This window comes from Niveispirillum sp. FG156, assembly GCF_057809555.1.
This window is the reverse complement of record NZ_JBMDKE010000105.1, coordinates 1-335: the sequence shown is the minus strand read 5'-3', so window position 1 is coordinate 335 and position 335 is coordinate 1. Positions and strand designations below refer to the sequence as shown.

Genomic DNA, 335 nt, shown 5'->3' with positions numbered 1-335 from the left:
GTCCTGACGACGACCCAGATCGCCTCGCTGACCACCACCCAGGTGCGTGGCATCGAGACAACCGATCTGGCCGCCCTCTCCACCACCCAGATCGGCGGCCTGACCGCCGCCCAGATCACGGCCCTGTCCACCACCCAGGTCGGCGGGTTCGAGACCACTGATCTGGCAGTGTTGAGCAGCACCCAGCTGAATGCCCTGTCGAGTGCACAGGTCGGCAGCCTGACCACGACCCAGGTCAGCATCTTGTCCTCCACCCAGATCGGTCAGCTGGGCACCGCCCAGGTCCGTGGCCTCAACAGCACCCAGGTGGCGTCCCTCTCCACCACCCAGATCGG

Annotated in this window: 1 pseudogene; it reads left to right on the top strand. The window is 66.6% G+C overall.

The window, feature by feature from the left end:
• Positions 1 to 335, top strand: a pseudogene (locus tag ACODSP_RS28255) (beta strand repeat-containing protein); the annotation flags it as partial.